16 protein-coding genes and 1 tRNA gene are annotated in these 16,038 nt (G+C 64.4%); 10 read left to right on the plus strand and 7 right to left on the minus strand.

The annotated features are described in order from the left end of the window. Positions 1 to 23: 23 nt before the first annotated feature. The 6 genes from ACQY4S_RS25145 to ACQY4S_RS25170 form a co-directional block, all read right to left on the minus strand. Positions 24 to 740, minus strand: coding sequence for a haloacid dehalogenase type II (locus ACQY4S_RS25145; protein WP_428487908.1), 717 nt, complete (start codon positions 738 to 740; stop codon positions 24 to 26). Next, a complete protein-coding gene (gene otsB, locus ACQY4S_RS25150) occupies positions 737 to 1,474 on the minus strand; it encodes a trehalose-phosphatase (RefSeq protein ID WP_428487909.1) in 738 nt (245 codons plus the stop codon). Before otsB ends, ACQY4S_RS25145 begins: the two co-directional genes overlap by 4 nt. A gap of 5 nt (positions 1,475 to 1,479) precedes the next feature. Further along, positions 1,480 to 2,061 carry a DUF2155 domain-containing protein gene (locus ACQY4S_RS25155; RefSeq protein ID WP_428487910.1) on the minus strand — a complete coding sequence of 194 codons (582 nt, stop codon included), beginning with the start codon at positions 2,059 to 2,061 and terminating at the stop codon, positions 1,480 to 1,482. A 75-nt stretch (positions 2,062 to 2,136) separates the two neighbouring features. Beyond that, a complete protein-coding gene (locus tag ACQY4S_RS25160) occupies positions 2,137 to 2,355 on the minus strand; it encodes a hypothetical protein (protein WP_428487911.1) in 219 nt (72 codons plus the stop codon). Then, positions 2,352 to 2,903, minus strand: coding sequence for an outer membrane lipid asymmetry maintenance protein MlaD (gene mlaD / locus ACQY4S_RS25165; RefSeq protein WP_428487912.1), 552 nt, complete (start codon positions 2,901 to 2,903; stop codon positions 2,352 to 2,354). The genes ACQY4S_RS25160 and mlaD overlap by 4 nt, the downstream gene beginning before the upstream one ends. A 6-nt stretch (positions 2,904 to 2,909) precedes the next feature. Further along, complete coding sequence (locus ACQY4S_RS25170) at positions 2,910 to 3,263, minus strand: NADH:ubiquinone oxidoreductase subunit NDUFA12 (protein ID WP_428487913.1); 354 nt, start codon at positions 3,261 to 3,263, stop codon at positions 2,910 to 2,912. 172 nt (positions 3,264 to 3,435) lie between these two features. On the opposite strand from ACQY4S_RS25170, the gene ACQY4S_RS25175 reads away from it, so the two are divergent. The 5 genes from ACQY4S_RS25175 to ACQY4S_RS25195 all read left to right on the plus strand — a co-directional run bounded on the left by ACQY4S_RS25175 (position 3,436) and on the right by ACQY4S_RS25195 (position 7,572). Continuing rightward, a complete protein-coding gene (locus tag ACQY4S_RS25175) occupies positions 3,436 to 4,983 on the plus strand; it encodes a TSCPD domain-containing protein (protein WP_428487914.1) in 1,548 nt (515 codons plus the stop codon). A 43-nt stretch (positions 4,984 to 5,026) separates the two neighbouring features. Further along, complete coding sequence (locus tag ACQY4S_RS25180; protein WP_428487915.1) at positions 5,027 to 5,494, plus strand: RidA family protein; 468 nt, start codon at positions 5,027 to 5,029, stop codon at positions 5,492 to 5,494. Positions 5,495 to 5,504: 10 nt separating this feature from the next. Further along, complete coding sequence (locus ACQY4S_RS25185; RefSeq protein WP_428487916.1) at positions 5,505 to 6,662, plus strand: GNAT family N-acetyltransferase; 1,158 nt, start codon at positions 5,505 to 5,507, stop codon at positions 6,660 to 6,662. A 293-nt stretch (positions 6,663 to 6,955) separates the two neighbouring features. Next, a tRNA-Cys gene (locus tag ACQY4S_RS25190) sits at positions 6,956 to 7,029 on the plus strand. 78 nt (positions 7,030 to 7,107) lie between these two features. After that, entirely contained in the window at positions 7,108 to 7,572 is a 465-nt protein-coding gene (locus ACQY4S_RS25195) for a hypothetical protein (protein WP_428487917.1), read from the plus strand. A gap of 183 nt (positions 7,573 to 7,755) precedes the next feature. On the opposite strand, the gene ACQY4S_RS25200 is transcribed toward ACQY4S_RS25195, so the two are convergent. After that, the gene (locus ACQY4S_RS25200) at positions 7,756 to 8,742 is read right to left on the minus strand and encodes a hypothetical protein (RefSeq protein ID WP_428487918.1); all 987 of its coding nucleotides are present in this window, start codon (positions 8,740 to 8,742) and stop codon (positions 7,756 to 7,758) included. Positions 8,743 to 9,331: 589 nt separating this feature from the next. Here ACQY4S_RS25200 and ACQY4S_RS25205 point away from each other — a divergent pair. From ACQY4S_RS25205 to ACQY4S_RS25225, 5 genes are all read left to right on the plus strand, one after another. Beyond that, the gene (locus ACQY4S_RS25205; RefSeq protein ID WP_428487919.1) at positions 9,332 to 9,892 is read left to right on the plus strand and encodes a GcrA family cell cycle regulator; all 561 of its coding nucleotides are present in this window, start codon (positions 9,332 to 9,334) and stop codon (positions 9,890 to 9,892) included. A 78-nt stretch (positions 9,893 to 9,970) separates the two neighbouring features. Beyond that, entirely contained in the window at positions 9,971 to 10,672 is a 702-nt protein-coding gene (locus tag ACQY4S_RS25210; RefSeq protein WP_428487920.1) for a protein-L-isoaspartate O-methyltransferase family protein, read from the plus strand. 192 nt (positions 10,673 to 10,864) lie between these two features. Beyond that, entirely contained in the window at positions 10,865 to 12,391 is a 1,527-nt protein-coding gene (locus ACQY4S_RS25215; protein ID WP_428487921.1) for a TolC family outer membrane protein, read from the plus strand. Between the two features lie 89 nt (positions 12,392 to 12,480). After that, entirely contained in the window at positions 12,481 to 13,029 is a 549-nt protein-coding gene (locus ACQY4S_RS25220) for a DUF2497 domain-containing protein (protein WP_428487922.1), read from the plus strand. A gap of 113 nt (positions 13,030 to 13,142) precedes the next feature. Beyond that, positions 13,143 to 15,842, plus strand: coding sequence for a valine--tRNA ligase (locus ACQY4S_RS25225; RefSeq protein WP_428487923.1), 2,700 nt, complete (start codon positions 13,143 to 13,145; stop codon positions 15,840 to 15,842). The last annotated feature ends 196 nt before the right edge of the window (positions 15,843 to 16,038 follow it).

The following is a 16,038-nucleotide window of genomic DNA, read 5'->3' on the forward strand; positions in this document are numbered from 1 at the left end:
ATCGTGAGCGGCGGGCGAACGATTTAGCCGCCCGCCGCGTGCGCCGCCGCCAAAGCGCCCAGGCCGGTAAACCGGAAGTCGTATCGTACATTGCCCGCAACCGGCGCCGTGGCACCCCAGCCGCCGACCGCGTGCCGCCGGTCGATCCAGGCCGAGGCCAGTCCCACCGCATTCGCTGGCGCATGGTCGTGGAACAGGCTCTGCGCGACGTGCAGCACGGTTTCGCGCGCAAACCCATCCGCCGCCAGCCGATCCAGCAGATAGACGAAGTTCCGCGGGCTTGGCTTGTAGGATCCGATATCCTGCGCGGTGTAGATTGCGTCGAACACCACCTTCAGCCGCCGGTTGCTGGCCTGAAAACTGGCACGATCGACATTGGACAGAATGACCAGGCAAAAATGCCGCTTTAAATAGCGCAGCGCTTCGGCCGTATCGGGAAACGCCGGCCAGTCACCGACCGAGCCGCCGAACCGCTCGTTGGCCGCCGCATCCGACGGGATGCCCCAACTCGCCGTCAGTTGCCCATGCACTGCGGCCAGCAGGTCCGCATAAGCCATAGCCGGCGTTAAAGCCTGCTGCCGCGATTCCTGCCGAGAAAATGCCTGCAGCACCGCATCGTCCGTCAGCGGCGTGCTGAGCTTGGCCCGCAGCGGCGCCAGCGCCGTCAGCAACCCGCTCTCCCAGTCGATCAACGTGCCGTAGCAGTCGAATGTCAGAACTTTGAAATCCGCTGTTTTCAAAGGCCGTGTCGCGGCAGCGGCGCCCAATCGCCGGCCAGCGCCGAATGGGTCAGCCACGCCCGGACGGCGGCGGGATCGCCAAAGGCGACATCGACCCGAAAACCGGCGCCGCCCAATTGGCGCGCCGCCCGCATGCCATCCTCATCGGTCACGTCATCACCGATGAACACCGGCAGCCGGCCAGCGAACGGCGCCTGCTGCATCAGCGCTAACACGGCCAGCCCTTTGTCCGTGCCCGATGGACGCACCTCCCAAAGCATATGCGCTGGCAGCAGCTGAAAGCCGGGCGCACCCGCGACCAGCGCGCGCAACACCGCGTTGAACACCGGGCCGGCTGCCGGCGCCAGCCGGTAGTGCAGCGCGAAGCCCCGCGCCTTGGTCTCCAGCAGCGCACCGGGGAAGGCCGCGACAAGCGCCTCGGCCGCCTGCAGCCAGAGGGCGGGGGGCGCCGGCAGGTCCGGCCGCTGCACAGCTGCGCCGGGGGCGTGGCGAACCGCGCCGCCATGCTCGCCGGCGACCGCGCCGAGCGCCGAACCGAACAGCCGGTCAATCGTTTCGATCGGCCGGCCGGTGACGATCGCCAAGGCACCACCGAGAGCATCCCGCAGGGAAATCAGCGTATTGGCCAGTCCCGGCGGTACCACGACCGCGTCCGGCGTCACGGCGAAATCGATCAATGTCCCGTCCATGTCCAGCATCAGCGCGGTGCGGTGGAACGGAGGCAGTGCGTCCATGCCGGTCAGCCGCAGCCGGAGACGCGCAGGTCGTAGATCGGATTCTGCATCATCGACACCGAGGGTTCATTCGCCAGCAGCCAGCCGTCGAAGCCTGGCGAGTCTGGGTGGCTGTCGGTGACGTCCAGATAGGCGGCAGCATCGGCCGGCTGATCGGGCGGACGGACGACACAGGCTTTCACCGTAATGGTCAGGGAGCCAAACGCCGCTGGCTGGCCAACCTTTACGGTGAGGCGAGCGGTCTGCGCGTTCACCTTGTCGAGTGCCTGAAGCGTGGCACTTGCCGCCGGCACCCACTGGTTCGGCCATTGCGGCTGCAAGGTGTCCGTCGACAGCGCCGGTTGTTCCGGCTGCCCCTGATCCTGTCCCTCGGGCGCCTGCGGTGCGGGTGCCTGGTCAGCAGGCGCCTGCGTCGAGGGAGTTTGCACCAGCGGCAGCGGTTCCGGCTGCCCCGCTGATGGTAGCGACTGTTGTTGCACCTGATTCGAGAGCGGGGGCACCTGCATCTCCTGGATCGGCGGTCGTTCCGCCCGGGCGGCGGCGCACGGCAGCATCGCCGTCACGGCAAGGACCGCCATCCGCTTCATCGCATCACCTGACAGCCTGCGACAAAGTCGACGCGTGCGACTTCGTCAGGGTCTTTTGCTCTGATCGGACTTGCATCACCGGCCTCGCTTGGGCGATTCCAGGCCGGCGACGATATCCGCCAGCACCTGTCGCATCGCCTGCTCGTTCACACCCATCAGAACGGCATCCTCGAATGCGTCCTGCAGCACCTGAACGACCTCCGCATGATTTTCCGCCAGCATTTTCAGCTTCTCTCGGCAGCCGACGGCGCTGCCGTCCAGCCCTGGCCACACGGTGGGCGCCGGCGGGATCATTTCGGCTTCGCTGGCTGGGGTGTCGCGGGCGCGCCGGGGGCTGGCTGGCCTGCGCCGCCCTGACCTGCATTTCCGGCTGGCTGACCTGCCTTCTGAGAATTCAGGCTGGTAACGCTGAAGATGAACTTGCCCAGCAGTTCCTCGAGACTGATGGAGGACTGCGTAATGGTGATCATCTGTCCTGGCTTCAAGTTTGTGCTGTCGCCGCCCGGCGAAAGCGAAATGTACTTGCCGCCCAGCAAGCTCTCGCTAGTGATCGCCGCGCCGCTATCCTTGGGGAGCTGGATGTTGTCCTGCACGGTCAAGGACACGATCGCCATGAAGGTCTTCGGATCGATCTTCTCATTGGTGACGGTGCCCACCTTTACCCCGGCAATTCGTACATCCGCGCCGTTGGCCAGCCCGTCAATATGGTCGAACTGCGCCAACAAGGTATAACCGGAGCCGGCGGTACGACCGGAATGGGCTATGGCGTACGCGAGAAATCCCAGGGCGACCACCAGTACACACGCTCCGATCAGCGTTTCCGCGACGCCATGCCGAGCCATATGATGCTAACCTGGTGTCCAGGGTTCGTAATCGCCTGTCGTCAGAGCACGATGACCACCTTGGTAGTCATGGCCAGGCGGCCGGTAACCCAGTGGCGTGCCGGTCGCATTCGCCAGATGCGGCTTCTGCCAGACGCGGCGGTGCGCCTCGGTGATCGGGGCGTCGGTGGTATGGTGCAGCCAGGCATGCCACTCCGGCGGGACGGTGCTGGCTTCCGGCGCGCCGGCGTATATCACCCAGCGACGGCTTCGCAGGCCGCCGGGCCGCGGGCGCTTTTCCTCATAGTAGATATTGCCCACGCCGTCGGTGCCGAGCTGGCGGCCGTTGAGCTTGGTGAAGAGCCATGTGCCGATATTCATGACGCGACATATACGCATGCCGTCCAGTTTGGTCCACCCACGTCACCACATCGAACCTGGGTTTACAGCGGCACGCAAACTGGCGAGTTATCCCCAACATTTTGGGTCTGATACGTTTACTCACCACAAAATAGATTGTTCTGCCGGCTGATCCTCCCGTAGCGTCCCGGTCATGAAATCGCACCGGACAACCTTCCATCGGACCTGGCACGGCGTGCGGATGCGGCGTGCGGAGGCGTCGGCCGATCCCGAGGCCGCCCCGCGCGCGGTGACTCTGCCTGTAGCCTGGGACGACTCTGCCGCCGCCGCGCTGGCCGGATTGGCGCCCGGCAGCGGACCGGTTTCGCTGGCCGCCGCCGCTCAGGCCTGGATCAGCCCGATTACCGCCGCCGCGCGGGAGGCGGGGCTGGATACCGCGCTGGCGGATCGCCTCCACCGTCTGCTGCTGCTACGCCGTGGCGCGCCCACGAAAGCGGTGTGGCAACTGGACGCCGCCGAGGGACCGGGTTTCGTGCTGAACCTGCCGGCATTTCTGGACAGCGATGGTCAACTGGATCTTGTGGGGCTCGCCGAAGCGGCGGAAACCGCGGTGCTGGCATTAAGCTTCGCAGCGCCCGCAGTACGCGACATCGACGTGGGAATGGCGGACCTGGCGGGGCTGCTGGCGGCCTTGGGGATCGACTATACATCAGAAACCGCCCGTGACATCGGGCGAGCCGTGGCCTGCATTCTGCGCGGCCGATCTGACGCCGCCTCTGCATTGGCCGCTCGGTTGCTGGGCGGCGCGCGGTCCGCTAGCCTGGAATGGCCAACCCCGCCGGACAAGCTCCCGGTCCGCGGCCTGCATAAGGCCGCCGAGGCGGCTCGTCAGGCCGTCGTGGGCGCAATTGGGGGGGACAGCGCGAGCGGCGGTGGGGGAATCCGACATCGCGCCACCACCGCAATCGATCGGCCCGATTTGACCGAGGCGCTGCTGGGGGTGGAGAGCGGCGGCATAGCCCCGGCGTTTTCCCCGGTCTCGCAGGCCGGTGTCCTGACCCAATCCGCCCGCGCCTGGCTCGCCACCTGCGGCATCACAGTCGAGGAAGCGCTGGCAATTGCGCTTGCCGGCGGCAGCCCAATTCCCATACACGGCGCCGCGGCACATGCGGCGATGCACGACGCGATCGCGCCGTTCATGCATGCGATGCCACCGCGTCCGGTGCCGGTGGTTGTCGCGGCCGGAACCGCGCGCCGCCGCGAACTGCCTGGACGCCGCGCCGGCTATACGCAGAAGGCGTCGGTCGGCGGCCACAAGCTATTCGTGCGCACCGGCGAGTACGATGATGGCACGTTGGGGGAGATCGTCATCGCCCTGCACAAGGAAGGCGCCGCCTTCCGCGGCCTGATGGACAACTTCGCCCACGCCGTCAGCCTCGGCCTGCAGCACGGCGTGCCGCTGGAACGTTTCGTCGAGGCCTTCACTTTTACCCGCTTCGGCCCCGCCGGCGCGGTTGAGGGCGATCCTGCGGTGCGGGCCGCCACGTCGCTGCTGGATTACGCGTTCCGGCATCTGGCATCCAACTACCTGGTACGGCACGACATTCCGGAGGCGGAGATCGAGGAAGCCGACACGGTTGGTCACGGCGCACGCGACCAGTCGCCATTGCTGCCGCTGGATCTGCCAGCGGAGGCTTCGCCGCGGGCACGCCGGCGCACACTGCGGGTGGTGTCGCGCTAACAGGCAGGTTATGCTGCACCGCACGCACTGAAGGAGCAGCATCATGGCCGCCCGCGTCGACGTAAAACTGGCGGAGCTCGGCATCAGTCTGCCCCGGCCGATGCAACCAATCGCGAATTATGTGCCTTATGTCGTGACCGGCAACCTGGTCGTCGTGTCCGGCCAAGTACCGGCGATCGACGGCAAGATCGCGGTAACCGGAAAAGTAAGCTGGAGCGTCTCGGTCGATCAGGGCAAGGAAGCCGCACGTCTGTGTTTCATCAACGTGCTGGTGCATCTGAAGGCTGCCTGCGGCGGCGATCTGGATCGGGTCAGGCGGGTTGTGCGCCTGGGCGGCTTCATCGCATCTCCGTCCGAGTTCACCCAGCAGGCGCTGGTGATGAACGGCGCCTCGGATCTGGCTGTCGCGGTGTTCGGTGAGGCCGGTCGCCACGCCCGCACTACGATTGGCGTGCCGTCCCTGCCGGCGGATGCCGCGGTCGAAGTCGAGGGAATGTTTGAAATCGAATAGGCTGTCGCACATGCCAGACGGATCGGCCACGCTGACCCTGACCCTTCATGCCAAGATCGCGGAGATCGATGCCGCCGATTGGGATGCCTGCGCCGGCGATGGAAACCCCTTCGTTAGCCATGCTTTCCTGAGCGCGATGGAGGACAGCGGGTCGGCCAACAGCCGCACCGGCTGGCTGCCACAGCACGCGGTGCTTCGGCGGGAAGATCAGCGCGTCGTCGGTATTGTCCCAATGTACGCGAAATCGCACAGCTACGGCGAATATGTCTTCGACCACGGCTGGGCCAACGCGCTGGAGCGCACCGGGCAGAGCTACTATCCAAAACTTCAGGTTGCCGCACCGTTCAGTCCCGTCCCTGGACCCAGGCTGCTGCGCCGTCCCGGCAGCGGCTTGCCGATCGCCACGCTTGCCAATGCGCTGGAGCAGGCGTGCCAGTCGCTCGGCCTGTCCTCGGTCAATGTGACCTTCTGCACGCGGGAGGAATGGGATGGTCTGGGGGACGCCGGCTGGCTGCGCCGGACCGGGATGCAGTTCCACTGGGAGAACGATAACTACGCGGATTTTGATGGCTTCCTGGGCGCGCTGTCGTCACGCAAGCGCAAGGTGCTGCGGCGGGAGCGGCGCGACGCCAACGCCGCGGGACTGACCTTTCACGCCTTGTCCGGCGCCGATATCACCGAAGCGCACTGGGATGCGTTCTACCGCTTCTACCACTCGACCGTGGATCGCAAATGGGGATCGGCCTACCTGACCCGGTCGTTCTTCTCGCTGCTGGGGGAGCGGCTGGGAGACAAGGTCGTGTTGATGTATGCGGAGAATGCCGGCAGACCGGTGGCCGGCGCGCTGAACCTGGCGGGCGACGAAGCGCTGTACGGCCGTAACTGGGGTTGCCGCGGCGACTGGCCATTCCTGCACTTCGAGCTGTGCTACTACCGCGCCATCGACTGGGCGATCGCACATGGCCTGAAGCGGGTCGAGGCCGGCGCTCAGGGCCGCCACAAGATCCAGCGTGGTTATCTGCCGAAGCACACCTACTCCGCCCACTGGATCCAGCATACTGGACTGCGCCGAGCGGTGGCGAGTTTTCTGCAGGAGGAGCGGGCGGGGATCGAGCGGGAGATGGCGGCGCTGGCGGAGGAATCGCCCTTTCGAAAGGGCGAGGATTAGCTGGAGACCAGCCGCGCCTTCAGGGCGGCGCTCTCGATCATGGCCTGGACCTGAATGCGCTGGCGACCAGGAGCATGACCGCCGCAAGCAGGATGCCGCGATACGCAGCTACCTTCAGACGCTCAGCAACGGCCCGCGGCGATCGAGGCGGCCAGGGGAAGGATGAATTCAAAGCCAAGCCGTGTTTGGCGTGACCGATCCCGGGTCGGCGAGAAGGTTCAGGCGTATGGATGTTTACTCCGCTCTTGACCCTCACAGTCCGGCCGAACCATATACCGCCTCCTGCGCACGGAGGTCCGGTGGCAGAGTGGTGATGCATCGGACTGCAAATCCGCGGATGCCGGTTCGATTCCGGCCCGGACCTCCAATACAGCGGTGAAAGGAGCCGTCATGCTCCTTAAGCGTGGGAGATCGAAAGGCGAGGACCAGCGACTTCGAAGAGTGGTTGGACAAGCGCCATTTGGGGAAAGCTGAAATGCCAGTGAATCGTGCGTTTCTCGGATTCATCGCTGCCGTCATCTCTGTCCTCGTGTTCCATCAGGCGATGTGGGAACTGCTTCACGTTTTCGGCCAGATGCCAGCGGCGTATCCGACCGATGGCGTCCCACCACTTGGCGTTCCTCGGATCATCGACCTCTGCTTCTGGGGTGGTGTATGGGGCGCTGCGTTCGGGCTGGTTTCATCCCGGCTCCCGTTATCGTCCGGACTATGGGTCGGCGGCCTTGGACTTGGCCTTCTGGCGGCATTGGTCGGCCTGTTCATTGTTCCGCTCATCAAAGGCCTGCCGGTCGCGGGCGGCTGGTCAGCGATGGCATTGGTGAAGTCATTTTTGATCAATGGCTTCTGGGGAATCGGGGTTGGCCTGATCTTGCCGTTGTTGATGCGGCAGGCGCAGACGAAACCGGCCTGAAGACGGTTCGACTGGTGAAAGTTTGGTTAAAGGATGCGCAAGAAGCTACCGACCGGGACATTCCCGCGTGCCTTCGGCAGCATTGTCCTTGATGCTGGCTGGAAACCGTCAATCGGAGGCGTGGAGAGTGTGTCGTTGAGGCATGCGGACCGGCAGCGGCAACCGATTAAGAAGCCTCCGCTGCTACCGCAAACCCCGCAAAGGCACAAGTGATGTTTCAGCCTGAGTCCCATCACTCCGCGGTATGATAACCGCCTCGCGTGCCGCGATAGCCAGAAGCTTCGCGTGCATGCCGCGTAGCATTTCCATGACCCAGGGGGATGTCTGGTAGTCTGGCCGAACGTGCCAGACTTTCGCAGCGCGTGGTGTGAACAATCTCCCGTCCGGGTATGGTGGTACCAGGGCCGCCTGGTATTGGCCGGCGATATGCGCCTGCAGTTGCGCGAGACCGGGCACTGCATCATCAAGCGGGATCGCATCGACTTCGCATTTCATCTGCTTGATCAGCCAGAACAGCGGCAAGCTGTCTTTCGCGTCCAGGTAAAACGGGTACAAGACACATTTGCCGTCTCGTGCGCGGGTCCATTCCAGGGCATTCAAGGCGCGGATGATCTCCGTATCCATCATGTCGTTCGAGACGTTGACCCGACCGAGGCCGGGCGATGGCGGATCAGGCCAGTTCAGGAAGTGGCGGCAAAAATGGGTCAGCAGGTCATCGTCTGTTTCCAGCACGCCGTTGTAGGACACGATCCGAAGAGAGTCGTGTCCGAACACCGCAGCGTAGCGGGCCAGCACAAGCTCGAAATTAAGCGTTGGGCAAGTCCATGGATCCTGCAGGCACGACAGGGCAAATTCCGGCAGGGTTCGGAACGAGCCCTGCTTTACCATCTCGTGCCAGCACGATGGGATCAACTCGGACCAGCGCCGGCAATAGAACACAATCGTGGTTGGTTGTCCCGAGAGCAGGCCATGCAATCGCCGTATTTCCGCATCATTGGCATAGGAGAGCGTTTCCGACGAAAGCAGAATTGTCTCCGCGCCGGCATGGTTAAATTCGCTAAACATCGTTGAAAGAGCGCCATCGGTGCCTGATGCAAGCGCCATGGCCAAATCGTGATGTCCGCCGTAGCTGCCCCAGAGATCCGGATAGTTGATGCCGCGCGACGCCAACAGGGCGCGCAGTGCATAGAAGGCTCGCTGCAGGTAGGTCGTGCCGGTCTTGTGCGGGCCGATATGAATCAGATAGCGTGGCACGCTTCCTCCCGCGGGTCGTCGTCCCGGCCGCCGCTTCGGATTGTCCCATTAGCGTTCGGCAAACACTTCACTTGACGTCGGTGCGAACGCTTGATGTTTGACCTCCTGCCGCAAGCAATAGGGACATTAGAGCGATGAGGGTCCGCAAAACCATCAAAACAATTGCATCCGGCGGGCATCATGCGGATATTTGGAAGGAACGCAGAATTCCGCGGCGGGCCGTCTCAAACAGGGTCATGCCAGTGACTTCGTGAACCGCTTGCCCAGGCCGAAACCGGTTTGAACTTCATTGCCTGCTGATCGAATTGAAACGCTCCACGCCTGACAACACGGCTGCCGCCTTTAGATCCGATTGAAGCATTCCAGTTCATGGTCGTCGCGGACAAGAATTCATTCGCACGGTGGTTGTCCACAGCTTTCTCAGACTTGACGCGATTCGGACGTTGCCGTGCGCATACGCAATGGATACTGTATCTAGTAGTTAGTGTCTCTGGGGGGCCAGGATATGGTATGGAGCGACGAAACTATCCAACACCTGAGGGAACTTTGGGAGCAAGGACATTCCACGGCCGAAATTGGCCGCAGGCTGGCGGTCTCAAAGAACGCGATCGTCGGCAAGGCGCATCGCCTTGACCTCACCGCGCGTCCCTCGCCGATTCGACGCGATGCAGCCGATCGGTTGAGTGACCAGTCTCCGGCGCCGCTTCGGATGGAGGGTCCGACGTTGCCGCCGCTGGCCAGCGCGAGGGTGCAAACCGCGCCTTGGCCCGCCAGGGTCCAACCGCTGCGTTCGCCGCCAGTGGTGGAAGCGGACCCGCTCATTCGCCCAACATCCGAGTCTGTGACGGCTCGCCCGGCCACTCCAGCGTCGGTTCGTGTCGTGCTGCCGGTGCACGCGGTCCAGCATCACCGGTCAACGCCATCCTGCTGCTGGCCAATTGGCGAACCCGGCAAAAAGGATTTTCGGTTCTGTGATGACGCTTCCATTCCGGGCAAGCCGTATTGCCAGGACCACGCTCGTCTGGCGTATGTGAAGGTGCGTGACCGGAAGGAAGATGCCGCCTGAGAAATGGCCGTTCGACAACGGCTTGGCGCGGCGGCATGCACACCGCTATAAGGTGCGCCATCGCTTCAGCCGGGTTCGATGATGGCCATCCAAACGACAGCACTGCAGACGAGTAATCCTGGGGCCGAGATGTTCGCCGCGTCCCGCGCGTGCATGGTGAACAGCCAAATTCGTCCGAACAAGGTCAACGACAGCCGCATTTTGACGGCGATGCGGCGCATTCCGCGTGAAGCTTTCCTTCCTGTCCCCGTTGTCCCGCTGGCCTATCTGGACGAGGACATTCCCCTCGGCAACGGGCGCTTCATGATGGAGCCAATGGTGCTGGCCCGCCTACTTCAGGCGGCACTGCTGCAGGAAAACGAACGCGTGCTCGTCGTCGGCGCTGGCCCTGGCTACGGCGCCGCGGTTCTGGCCCACTGTGGCTGCCGGGTTACGGCGCTGGAGGAAGAGCCGGCGCTGATCGCGCTGGCGCGGGCCGTGCTACCGGCGGAAGCGCCAGGTGTGACGCTGGTGACCGGGCCGCTGGCAGGCGGATGGCCGGCCAATGCGCCCTACGATGTCATCCTGATTGAAGGCGCAGTACCGGAGATCCCCACGGCCCTGATTGGTCAGCTGCATGGGGAAAACGGCCGTATCCTGGCGGTCATCTGCGGTGAAGGCCGGACCACGCAAGCAGTGATCGGCGAGGTTTCGCCGGCCGGGCTTGGAACCTGCCCGATCTTTGACTGCGGAACGCCGGCAATCCCATCGCTTCGCCGAGCGCCGGTTTTTGAATTTTGAAACGCCTGGCCGGACATCGACGCCAATTCGCGGTTCCAACGAAGGGAATGGTGGACAGAGCCATACGGTTAGGAGGAAATTTGCATTGCGCACACGATTGTAGTGGTTCCATCCGGATCATCGCGTTAACCGGATGTTTATCGACTCTCTACAAGCTGGCCTGGCATGGCCGGCGGTCTGAAAAGGTGCCGAATGAGTCTGCGTCACGGTCTGCTCATCAGCCTGGGCTTGATTTCCGCTTCAGCCGCGGCGATGGCTAATACAGCCGCTGCGCCAACGATGCCGCCGAAGCGGGTCGTCCCGCCAGTCAAACTTGCGCAGGCGGCCAACAAGCCCGCCACGATGCCTCCAAACGGGCAGGCGGTGTCCGGCACTCCGGCCGCCGTGCCGCGTACCTTGGCCGAGGCACTGGCCGCGACCTATGCTAACCAGCCGGCGCTACAGGCTGAGCGGGCAAGGCTGCGGGCGACGGATGAGAACGTACCGACGGCGCTGGCGGGATGGCGGCCGACCGTGGTGCTGGCAGGTACCGCCGGCTACGGCGACGGTGTGTCGCGCGCCTATACCGCAGCCTTCGACAGGGTGGTGAACGTCCAGACTGATCGCCTGATTGGCACCGCCCAGGCGACGGTGACGCAAAACCTTTACAACGGCGGCAGGACCCAAGGAAACGTCAACCGCGCGAAGAACCAGGTCTACGCGGAGCGCGCCACGCTGCTTGCCCAGGAACAGACCAGCTTCACCAATGTCGTCAGCGCCTATGTCGGGGTCATCCAGGCGAAAGAGCTGCTCGGACTGCAGGTCAACAACGAACAGGTCCTGGCCAAGCAGCTTCAGGCGACCAATGACCGGTTCCGGGTAGGTGAGATCACCCGCACCGACGTCGCCCAAGCGGAGGCCGCGCTAGAGGGTGCCCGGGCAACGCGGGAGACCGCAGAGGGCACATTGCAAACCTCCCGCGGCACGTTCGTGCAGATTGTCGGCTTCGAGCCACCGGGGGACCTGATCGAGCCGCAACCGCTCAATCTGCCGGTCCATAGCGACACCGAGGCATCCGCGGTCGCCGTGATTAACAACCCCAACGTGATCACCGCCCTGTTCAACAATGCCGCGGCCAAGGATGCGATCGATGTCGCGTTCTCGGCCCTGCTGCCGCAGATCAGCTTGCAGGGGCAGACCTTCCAGCAGAACAATTCTGGTGGCCGCAGTTCCAACGCCAACGGCTACGTGGTTACCGCGCAGCTTTCCGTGCCGCTCTATCAGGGAGGCTCGGAATACGCGGCGGTGCGCCAGGCGCGGCAATCGCAGCAGCAGACCCAGCGGCTGATCGACGACGCCAAGCGGACGGCGGTGCAGAACGCGGTGAATGCATGGGACACGCTGGTCGCCGCCAAGGCGGCGGCGGACAGCACCCGGTCGCAAATACGCGCCAACCAGATCGCACTGGAGGGCACGGAGCGGGAAGCAATTGTCGGCAGCCGCACGACGCTGGACGTCCTGAACGCGACCCAGCTTCTGCTGACCTCCCGCACCACCTTGGTGCAGAACCTGTCGCAGGTGATCACCGCCTCCTATGCCGTGGCCGCGGCGATCGGCCGTCTGACCGCGCGGGACATGCATCTGGCCGTGCCGCTGTATGACGACACCGCCTACTACAACGCCGTGAAGGACCGCTGGGCTGGCCTGGGCGACTACGCGACTAGCCAGCCGGGCCGCTGAACCATGTCGCACCGCGGTCTCGCATGACACAGCCTTCATCTCCCCCTTCTTCTGGCAATCCCGCCGGTGCGGAAGGCGCCGATCCGTCGATGGAGGAGATTCTCGCCTCCATCCGTCGCATCCTTAACGAGGAGGAGACGCCGCCCGGGTCGGAGGCGGCCGCGCCCGAGGAAACACCGGCGGAGGATGACGTCCTGCTGCTCGATCATTCCATGCTGGTCGCGGCACCCGAGCCGGAGATTGTCGCGTCCCTGCCGGCCGCTTTGGCCGCTCCCGCAGAGCCGAGCGACGCCGATCCCATCATCCATGAGGCACCATCGGCGGTGTCCCCTGTTGAACCGCCGACGCCATCCCTTCCGCCCGCGTCGGCCCCGGTAGCGCCGTCGCCGACGGAGGGTCATACGCTGTTGGCGCCGGAGACGGCTGCTGCCGCGGCATTATCGGTTGACGGCCTGCTTCGCAGCCTGGCCGCAAGCCGGACGGCGCAGGTCTATCGCGGCGGTCCGACGATCGAGGACGTGGTGCGGGAGGAAGTGCGGCCGTTGCTGAAGGGCTGGCTGGACACCAACCTGCCACCTCTTGTCGAACGTCTGGTGCGTGCCGAGATCGAAAGGCTCGTCGCCAGGGCTGTTCCCTGATCAATCGAACGCTGGTTTACCCAGCACTATGGCAGGCATGACCGGCCCTGCGGCGGCGCCGTCCGGGGTGATCCGCCCCTTGCTGCCGGGAGATTTCCCATGTTGAGACGCCGATGACACTGGACAGCCGGTTCGCCCCCGCCGACGTGGAGTCCCGCCTGTATGCGGGTTGGGAGACGGGCGGCAGTTTCGCCTGCGATCCCTCGTCGAACGCGCAGCCGTTCACCATCATGCTTCCGCCGCCGAACGTGACCGGCAGCCTGCATGTGGGCCACGCGCTGACCTTCACCGTGCAGGACACGCTGGTGCGCTGGCGTCGCATGCAGGGACGCGACGTGCTGTGGCAGCCCGGCACCGACCACGCCGGTATCGCCACGCAGATGATGGTGGAGCGTCTGCTGGCGGCGGAGGGCAAGGACCGGCGGCAGATCGGCCGGGACGCGTTCCTCGACCGCGTCTGGCAGTGGAAGGCGGACTCTGGCGGCACCATCACCCGACAGTTGCGCCGTCTGGGCGCCTCGCTCGACTGGCAGCGCGAACGCTTCACCATGGATGACGGCCTATCGGACGCGGTGAAGGAGACCTTCGTCCGGCTATATTCCGAAGGTCTGATCTATCGCGACCGGCGTCTGGTGAACTGGGATCCCAAGCTGCGAACGGCGATTTCCGACCTCGAGGTCGAGCCGCGCGAGGTCAAGGGTTCGCTCTGGTACATCCGCTACCCGATCGCCGACGCCCCGGATCAGTTCATCACCGTTGCGACGACCCGGCCGGAGACGATGCTGGGCGATACGGCGGTGGCGGTGCATCCGGAGCATCCGGTGCTGGGCCGGCTGATTGGCAGGCGTGCAATCCTGCCGCTGGTCGGACGGGCGATCCCGATCGTCGGTGACAGCTACGCCGATCCGGAAAAAGGCACCGGCGCGGTGAAGATCACCCCGGCGCACGACTTCAACGATTTCGAAGTCGGCCGGCGGCACGACCTGCCGATGCCGTCTGTGCTCGACCGCGACGCAATGATCACGCTGGCGGAGATCGAGGACGTATTGGTTACGATGCCGGGCATCGCCGATCCGGCTTTCGTGCGCGGGCTTGCCGGGCAGCCGCGCATCGCCGCGCGCAGTGCAATCGTAGCGGAACTGGAACAGCTGAGCCTGCTCGACAGGATCGAGCCGCACACCCATCAGGTGCCGCATGGCGACCGCGGCGGGGTGCCGGTCGAGCCGCTGCTGACCACGCAGTGGTATTGCAACGCCGGCATCCTGGCAAAGCCGGCGATCGAGGCGGTGGAGACCGGCAAGATTGCGTTTGTGCCGAAGCAATGGGAGAACACCTTCTTTGCCTGGATGCGCGACATCCAGCCCTGGTGCATTTCCCGCCAGCTTTGGTGGGGCCATCGTATTCCGGCCTGGTATGGTCCCGACGGCAGCGTGTTCGTTGCCAAGGATGTAGCTGGCGCGGCGGCCCAGGCGCGGGATCATTACGGGCGCGACGAACCGCTGGCGCAGGATGAGGACGTGCTGGATACCTGGTTCAGTTCCGCGCTGTGGCCGTTCTCCACTCTTGGCTGGCCGAAATCGACGCGGGAGGTCGAACGTTACTATCCCGGTGATGTTCTAGTCACCGGCTTCGACATTATCTTCTTCTGGGTCGCACGAATGATCATGATGGGTCTGCACATCATGGGCGACGTGCCGTTCCGCACCGTCTACATTCACGGCCTGGTGCGTGACGAGAAAGGCCGCAAGATGTCGAAGACGACCGGCAACGTCATCGACCCGCTGGACCTGATCGACAGCTTCGGCGCTGACGCCCTACGCTTCACCATCTGCGCCCTGACCGGCCCAGGACGCGATGTCAAGCTCGGCGCCGCGCGGGTGCAGGATTATCGCGGCTTCATCACCAAGCTCTGGAATGCGGCGCGCTTCTGCGAGATCAATGACATGCGCCCGGACCCGTCGTTCGACCCGTCACGGGTGACGCTGCCGCTGTCTCGCTGGCTGCTTGACAGCGCGAACATGGCGATCCGCGAGGCGACAGACGCGCTGGAGGCGTATCGGCTCGACGACTACGCAGCCGCTGGATACCGCTTTGTCTGGAATACGTTCTGTGACTGGTTCCTGGAATTCGCCAAGCCGCTCCTGGCCGAGGGTGCGCACCCGGCGGAAGCCGCCGAAATTCGTGCCGTCGGCGCCCATGTGCTGGGCCTGATCCTGCGCCTGCTGCATCCGGTGACGCCGTTCATGACGGAGGAGCTGTGGGACCGCTTCGGCTATGGCGAGCCGTGTGGCTTGATCCGTGCCGCATGGCCGCAACCCGCCATAATTCCAGGGGCCGAACAGGCGCGAGCGGAGCTTGATTGGGTGGTGCGGTTGATCGGGCTGATCCGTTCGGTCCGAACGGAAATGAATGTGCCGCCGTCCAAGCCCTCGCCGGTGCTGCTGCGTGATGCATCGAGCGAAATCCTGGCGCGAGTCGATCGCTGGATCGAAGCAATCCGCCGCCTCGCCCGTACGTTGGACGTACGGCGGCTGGACGACGAGGTGCCGAAAGGCGCTGCGTTGGCGATGCTGGATCAGACCACCGTAGTGCTGCCGCTGGAAGGACTGATCGATATCGCGGCAGAACGGACACGCCTGGTTAAGGAGCGCGACAAGGTGGTGGCAGAGGCGAAGAAGACACGCCAGAAGCTGGCGAACCCCGACTTCGTCGCGCGCGCGAAGGAGGAGGTGGTAGCGGAAAACCGTGACCGTCTGATAACCTTCGAGTTCGACGTTGTTCGGCTGCAGGCCGCGCTGGATCGGTTGGAGTGAGGAACGGCAGTCAATTTCAATATGCCTGTGGGGAAAGGTCCGCCCATCGCTAGGACTGGGTGGTCGACCAGGGCATCGGCTACGCTGCTGCACCAGCGCCAGGACGATCAAGCTGGTCCTCGTCGTTCGCCGGCTGCCCCTCATCCCGAAATCCCATGCTTCGTCATCTGGTTTGAACGCCTTTAAGGGAAATATT

Origin of the sequence: Rhodopila sp. (genome assembly GCF_965276935.1) — a bacterium.
In the GTDB taxonomy this organism is placed as follows: Bacteria; Pseudomonadota; Alphaproteobacteria; order Acetobacterales; family Acetobacteraceae; genus Rhodopila.

What these genes read in the sequence shown, in the direction of transcription:
- ACQY4S_RS25175 (WP_428487914.1), top strand. Translation starts at nt 3,436, where the DNA reads ATGAAATCGCACCGGACAACCTTCCATCGGACCTGGCACGGCGTGCGG.
- ACQY4S_RS25220 (WP_428487922.1), top strand. Translation starts at nt 12,481, where the DNA reads ATGGAGGAGATTCTCGCCTCCATCCGTCGCATCCTTAACGAGGAGGAG.
- ACQY4S_RS25215 (WP_428487921.1), top strand. Translation starts at nt 10,865, where the DNA reads ATGAGTCTGCGTCACGGTCTGCTCATCAGCCTGGGCTTGATTTCCGCT.
- ACQY4S_RS25180 (WP_428487915.1), top strand. Translation starts at nt 5,027, where the DNA reads ATGGCCGCCCGCGTCGACGTAAAACTGGCGGAGCTCGGCATCAGTCTG.
- ACQY4S_RS25170 (WP_428487913.1), bottom strand. Translation starts at nt 3,263, where the DNA reads ATGAATATCGGCACATGGCTCTTCACCAAGCTCAACGGCCGCCAGCTC.
- ACQY4S_RS25155 (WP_428487910.1), bottom strand. Translation starts at nt 2,061, where the DNA reads ATGAAGCGGATGGCGGTCCTTGCCGTGACGGCGATGCTGCCGTGCGCC.
- ACQY4S_RS25185 (WP_428487916.1), top strand. Translation starts at nt 5,505, where the DNA reads ATGCCAGACGGATCGGCCACGCTGACCCTGACCCTTCATGCCAAGATC.
- ACQY4S_RS25205 (WP_428487919.1), top strand. Translation starts at nt 9,332, where the DNA reads ATGGTATGGAGCGACGAAACTATCCAACACCTGAGGGAACTTTGGGAG.
- mlaD (WP_428487912.1), bottom strand. Translation starts at nt 2,903, where the DNA reads ATGGCTCGGCATGGCGTCGCGGAAACGCTGATCGGAGCGTGTGTACTG.
- ACQY4S_RS25210 (WP_428487920.1), top strand. Translation starts at nt 9,971, where the DNA reads ATGATGGCCATCCAAACGACAGCACTGCAGACGAGTAATCCTGGGGCC.
- ACQY4S_RS25225 (WP_428487923.1), top strand. Translation starts at nt 13,143, where the DNA reads ATGACACTGGACAGCCGGTTCGCCCCCGCCGACGTGGAGTCCCGCCTG.
- otsB (WP_428487909.1), bottom strand. Translation starts at nt 1,474, where the DNA reads ATGGACGCACTGCCTCCGTTCCACCGCACCGCGCTGATGCTGGACATG.
- ACQY4S_RS25160 (WP_428487911.1), bottom strand. Translation starts at nt 2,355, where the DNA reads ATGATCCCGCCGGCGCCCACCGTGTGGCCAGGGCTGGACGGCAGCGCC.